The 5,993-nt window shown below is 49.9% G+C and carries 6 protein-coding genes and 1 pseudogene; all 7 read right to left on the reverse strand.

Going from position 1 to position 5,993, the window contains the following annotated elements; all coding sequences use genetic code 11:
- Positions 1–158 (reverse strand): annotated as a pseudogene (locus LUQ50_RS12415) (nucleic acid-binding protein); the annotation flags it as partial.
- The gene (locus LUQ50_RS12420) at positions 155–2,557 is read right to left on the reverse strand and encodes a hypothetical protein (protein ID WP_300040155.1); all 2,403 of its coding nucleotides are present in this window, start codon (positions 2,555–2,557) and stop codon (positions 155–157) included. The pseudogene LUQ50_RS12415 and the gene LUQ50_RS12420, both read right to left, overlap by 4 nt.
- 128 nt (positions 2,558–2,685) lie before the next feature.
- The gene (locus tag LUQ50_RS12425) at positions 2,686–3,594 is read right to left on the reverse strand and encodes a cysteine-rich small domain-containing protein (RefSeq protein ID WP_300040156.1); all 909 of its coding nucleotides are present in this window, start codon (positions 3,592–3,594) and stop codon (positions 2,686–2,688) included.
- Positions 3,591–3,953, reverse strand: a complete 363-nt coding sequence (nrdD, locus tag LUQ50_RS12430; protein WP_300040160.1) for an anaerobic ribonucleoside-triphosphate reductase — start codon at positions 3,951–3,953, stop codon at positions 3,591–3,593. The genes LUQ50_RS12425 and nrdD overlap by 4 nt, the downstream gene beginning before the upstream one ends.
- Positions 3,954–4,026: 73 nt before the next feature.
- Positions 4,027–4,671: an orotidine-5'-phosphate decarboxylase gene (gene pyrF / locus LUQ50_RS12435; RefSeq protein ID WP_300040157.1), complete on the reverse strand. Its 645-nt coding sequence runs from the start codon at positions 4,669–4,671 to the stop codon at positions 4,027–4,029.
- Positions 4,668–5,594, reverse strand: coding sequence for a deoxyhypusine synthase (locus LUQ50_RS12440; protein ID WP_300040158.1), 927 nt, complete (start codon positions 5,592–5,594; stop codon positions 4,668–4,670). Before LUQ50_RS12440 ends, pyrF begins: the two co-directional genes overlap by 4 nt.
- 46 nt (positions 5,595–5,640) lie before the next feature.
- Positions 5,641–5,829 carry a tautomerase family protein gene (locus tag LUQ50_RS12445; RefSeq protein ID WP_300040159.1) on the reverse strand — a complete coding sequence of 63 codons (189 nt, stop codon included), beginning with the start codon at positions 5,827–5,829 and terminating at the stop codon, positions 5,641–5,643.
- Positions 5,830–5,993 lie beyond the last annotated feature (164 nt).

Below are 5,993 nucleotides of genomic sequence, written 5' to 3' on the forward strand. Positions count from 1 at the left end.
ACCCGGTTGCATCGCTCACCGGTGGGAAGCAGGACAAAGGTCGGGCTCTTGTCTTCGGTTCCTTCTTTGAAATGGTGGGTGGTTTCTCTGAGTTCAGCTGCAAAAACACGTCTCGCTGGTTCGCGTTCATACCGCTGAAAAGCTATCTGTTCACTCATTTCCGACCTCCTGATTGGTTGATCAGATCCGCATGACGTATCGGATCGAGGGTAAGAAATGAGCATGATGAAGTAAAGAGCCGGTTCTCGATGACTCTACCCTGGCAGCAGATGTATCTTCCGAGTAACTGCTCACAGAGGTGGTAATACACGGTTTCAAGTCCGAGCGGGTTGTTCTCTTCCATCTCCTGTGCTCCTGCAAGCGTGAGACCTACCAGTTTCTCAACTCCTTCCTGTGAGATGATCGTATCCCAGGTCTGTCTGCCGTTATCAAGCCACCCTTTGATTCTGATATCGTACTTAAAATCAGGTTGTATCTCATGAATCTGGCAATAATTTTGCCTGGTAAGAACCCGGCCGCATCCTTCAACCGGACATCGTTTGATGAGGCCTGAACCCGGAGAAATATGAACCAGAGCTCCGGTGACCTCATCGCCTGATGCCTTTACTTCAATGGTTCCATGGTCATCTGCTATACTGGATGATCCATTGATAGTCAGCGATGGCCGTCCATTGTACTCGTCTGCTGATGCGTATAATATCGTATAAATTTTTCCGGGGATGAGACGTTGGGCGTTCTCATCTTTCCAGGTCACGAATCTGATTGTACCGGTCTCATCGCCGAGTGTTCCAGACTGAAGTATCCGGTCACTGGTACTTTCGTACTCCTGAACTACCTTTACATGCAGACAGACAATTCCTGGTTTTATCTCTGCAACTCTGGTTATTGCATGCTGAAGATCGCGGTCTTTAGTGATCGGTGATATCGTTGATCCTGCATTGAGCTGGAGGTTTATTGCTCCCCGGTAGATATCAGCAATTGCGTATTCCACCCGGTACCATCCACCCTCTTCAATCCCTGATACCGGTTCTCCCTGTCTGATGGTAAATCTGATTGCACCGGATTCATCGGCAAGTATCCCAGCCGCCGCAATTGCACCTTCTGAGTGAGGCGTATATGATACAACCTTTGCTTCCAGACTCACAATACCCGGGGTGATCTCAGCAATAGGGGTGGCATTGATGTGGGGGATCGTTTCCGCAGACAACGGGGTCACGGTCGTTCCGGTGGTGATCTTGATGTTTTTCTGGGAGTTATACTCATCAATTACTGCGGACTCTAACCGGTACCATTCACCTGCCTGAAGAAGCGGAGCGTTTGCATTGGCCCAGGCAGTAAACCGCATTATTCCGGATTGATGTGCAAAGATACCACTCTGGGCAATTGAGGCACTTCTGGGTGGAAAGAGGACGGTAACTTCCCCTTCTATGGTAATCGTTTCAGGCGCTGCCCTTTCGGGAAGCGGGCTGACATGTATGGTACTCACATCATCAGGCAGACAGGTCGCTCCGTTCAGGGTAAGAGAAAGCCGTCCATTGTACTCATCAGCAGTTGCATAATATACGGTATACACCATGCCTGGAACGAGCCGTTCTGCAGATTCGTCATTCCAGGTCACAAACCGGATCGTACCGGTTTCATCACCGAGTATCCCTGACTGAAACATCCGTTCGCTTGAACTTGAGTACTCCTGAAGCATCTTAATACGGAGACAGACAACTCCGGGTTTCACCCCGGCAACCGGTGATATTGCAGGCCGTAAACTTCGGTCCTCTGTTATTGGAGTTATGCGGGTTCCTGCATTGAGTTGGAGATTAATTGCCCCACGATACACGTCTGCTATTGCATAGGTGATCTGGAACCATCCCCCTTCTTCAACTCCTGAAAGCGGATCTCCTCTTCTGACAGTAAACCTGATGGCGCCTGTCCCATCAGCAAGAACACCTGCCATACGAACCGGTCCATCCGCACGCTCAGTGAGAGAAACTACTTTTCCTTCTAGACTGACCACACCCCGCTGCATTTCTGCAATCGGAGTTATTACCAGGTCAGGGAGGTTTTCTGATGATACCGGCATGATTGCTGTTCCTGAATGGACCTGAAAACCAGGCTGGTTATTAAATTCATCAACAGCAGCTGATTCGAACCGGTACCATTCGCCCAGTTCAAGTACCGGTGCCTGAGCTTTTGCCCAGACGGTGAACCTGATGGTCCCTGAATGATCCGCGAGAATACCGCTTTGTGCTACTGATGGGGATCGTGACTCAAAGAGAACAGTAACCACTCCTTCGATAGTGGCCCAGTCCCCGATCTTGAGGTCGGCAATCGGTGTTGCATCGGGTCCATCTGATGAGACCGGCCCCGGTGTGTAGATACGCTCTTCAAGACCAAATTCCCTGGAGTAATCACTGACGATTGAGCGTTCTGCTTCATCTTCAGGAACTCCGAATTCGTTGATCATCCGTGAAAGTTTCTCTTCAATCTTCGCAGGTTCGATCTGGTGTCCCTGTGAGGAAAATTTTTCGGAGATCCTTTGTGTAATTGTTGTAAGGTCCATATGTCATCTCCACTGAATTCCTCAGATCAGGATACATATAAACTATGCAGGGCACAGGGTGAAAGTGAACCGGGAAAAAATTCCCCCTGATTAATAAATTACTGAAGGGTAAGGGGGGGATATTATTTTCAGGAGTTATGTGCAAGGAGAGATTTCAACTCAATATGAGAAGCTTCCGGGTTGCGACGCAAATGACGCACCACTGCTGGCTGGTGATTGAGCGTACAGGGGGCACAACTCCATACCCTCCCGTGAGAACCGTCTGTCCATTCGCCTAACGTTTCATCCTCACAGGGATACAGGGGGCAATAACAGAAATCACAACGTTGTCCTTTATAGTGGCATGGATAGTAGGGGCATATCCCTTTCTGCCACTCTACCCACCGGTCACCACCGATGGTACTATGAATATAAAATGATGGTTCGCGAGGCGTCTGTGGTATTTCCCTGGGGGACGTATTATCCTGAAGTCGGGAAATTCCGTACCTTATCGCCTCACGTATCTTCCGATTCCAGTCTCTATGAGAGTTCTCCCGTTTTCGATCGGTATTTTCTGCTCCAATGATAACCCCGCTCTCCAAAGGAGAACAGAACCCGTTTTCACCAGGAACAGACATCCTTGCTTCAGTGATTGCCACCAGTGCTGTAAGTAGTTCCTGATCGGTGAGTTTTGAGTCGATGGTACAGATAATGCTGATAAAGCCTGGTACCCATCCGGTTTTCCCGGTAGTCAGTTCATCAACTCCGGATGCCTCCGGATTATATCCTGCCCCGATAAAGATGGTCACTTCATCGAATCTGAAGACTGAATACGTTACTGATTGTCCCGGGAGTAGCAGACCAAAGGTTTGCGATGGCAACAGGCCATTCCGGTATGCTGCATTCCAGATATTCTGTTCATTACCCGGAAGATCAAGAGGGAGCACCTGGTGAAAAAGAAGAGATGTGACATTTCTGATACCCCCGGTGGGTCCGGTGCTGCATGCTCGAAATGTCCCCCTCACCATGAGAGAACCGGTTCCGGGGTAATACCTCATACAACCGAGTAACGTTGTCTGTCTTTAAGTTCCTGCTGCTTTCCTGCATTCCAGCCGGATACATCCTGTAAATATCCGGTAACCCTGCTGATCTGAACAACATCATGCGAACCGCATTCCGGGCAGACCGGTTCACCACAAAGTGGGCAGTACTCAATTGATGAAGCGATTTCATGAGAGCAGTTACAGGTATCAAGTGGACACATGATCTCCATGTTTCGCTCTCCACAGACCGGACAAGGTGTTTCATCGACAATCAGATGGCAGGAGTGGCACTTGTATCGCCGCTCTGCAACCGGGATATCATCTTTGGATGAGTACTGTGCTGCGATCTTTCGCTGTTGCTCACTCCATATCATACTCATACATACTGAATATGAGCATTTGAAATTATTTGGAGCGTATTGACCATACCACTATCAGGACTGGAGGTTAAGTCCGGTTCCCGCGGATATCTGCATATCCGGCAGCCGCCGAGGCAGGATCATCTGCTTCATAGATCGCACGTCCGACAATGATACCATCCACCAGTTCAGCGATTGCCTGGGGATCTCCTCCCTGGGCTCCAACGCCGGGAGAGAGGATCTTTTTTGACCCGATGATCTCACGTAACATCCGGGTTCTTTCAGGTCGTGTTGCGGGTGCGATGATCCCATCAGCCCCTGTGGTGAGTACCATTCGGGCTATCTTTTCAGCAATACCGTTCTGAAAAAATTCTGCCCCTCCGGGATGGCTCATCTCTGCCACCACCAGACACTCCCCGCCATGGGCATGAGCTACCTGAACACATGCCTCTACTGAATCACGACCTGGAAACCCATGACAGATGATTGCAGAAAAACCTGCATGAAAGACCTGTTCCGCGATCAACCGGTTGGTATTGGGAATATCAGCGACCTTGAAGTCGGCGATAAGTGGTAGTCCAAGGGTGGCTAATTCCTTTGCGATTCCCAACCCTTCTGCAAGAATGAGGGGATATCCCACCTTGATGGCATCAATATGGGGGGCTGCAGCTGACGCGATGCGAATTGCCTCTGCCCGGCTTGTAGGATCAAGTGCCAGGATGAGATCAGTCACGAAATCCGCTCCATTGCCGTTGCCACCAGCAGAGGGAAGGTGATGGTGGCGTCCCCATAAACCGTGACTGTTTCAGCATCCTCTTCAACTTTTCCCCAGGATCGTGCCTCGTCAAGCGTTGCCCCGGAAAGTCCTCCCAGATCCGGGCGGTCCCCGGTTAGCTGAATGGCATAGGTAAATCCCTTCGGGGTCATGAGCATGCTCTGGAGGATGAAGTTCTTCGGAACTCCTCCTCCGATAAAGAGAGCTCCGGCCTGTTCAGCTGCAAAACAGAGATCAATTATCCTGGTCATGTCTGCAAATGCATCCACCGTGACTTTTCTCCCCTGACGGAAGAGCCAGTACTGAAGTCCGATCATTGAATCCTGAATAGCAGGACAGAATATGGGGATCTTATGACGTGCAGCGGTTGCCAGAATTCCGGTTTCCAGTCTTAAACCGATATGGGTGAGGAGATCGCTGATTGAGATGGTAGTCCCATCCTCAAGATCAGCAAACACCTTCTGCATAAATTCTTCAAAAGAGATGAAGGCGTCATTGGGGAGATACACATCATATATCCGGTTAATCTCCTCATGCCTGAGTTCGACATCATTGCAGTGTTCAGTCCCTTTGAAGTGGTGGCATCCGATCGCCTCGATTACGTCGTGCGTGAGGTTAGCTCCCGTGGAGACCAGGGCATCAACCTTCCCGTCACGGATGAGATCGCTTACTATTCCTCCCATTCCTGCAGGGACCATCGCTCCCGCAAGACCAAGGAACCTGGTAGTTTTTGTGTCGGTGAGCATTGAGGTGTAGATGGAAACTGCCCGTGAAAAGGCGCCTCCATTATAGGCACCTGCCTGTTCCATCACTGTCACCAGATCATTGACACTCATTCCCGGTCTGAGATGAGCCTGCCTGACCGGAATATCACAGTCCATGTATACTCATGTGCTTCCACGCATCAAGTAACTGATGATGAGCCTGTTATGTCATATCTGACATAAGAATTCCTGCTTTTGCGATATGGTCGCGTCCAATTTCGTAGATGTATACGGTGACTGCATCAGGAGAGACACCGAGTTCCTGGACCAGTACCTCGGTGACCCGCTTTGCAACCGCTCTTTTCTGCTCTGGTGTACGACCTTCTGCCATAGTAATCTGAATTGCCGGCATATCCCATGAGTTAGGTTACCTTCTGGAAAAATCTTCGCAGGGTTCTTCTTTTCCTCTGATGAGGGGTCGTGACAGATGTCTGCGTGCTGAAGGGGGAACCTCGTACCATCCGGTCTGGATGTTCCTATCCTGGATTGAAATCTCCGGAGTCTGGGTTCTTTCTC

Source organism: Methanospirillum sp. (genome assembly GCF_028679455.1).
GTDB lineage: Archaea > Halobacteriota > Methanomicrobia > Methanomicrobiales > Methanospirillaceae > Methanospirillum.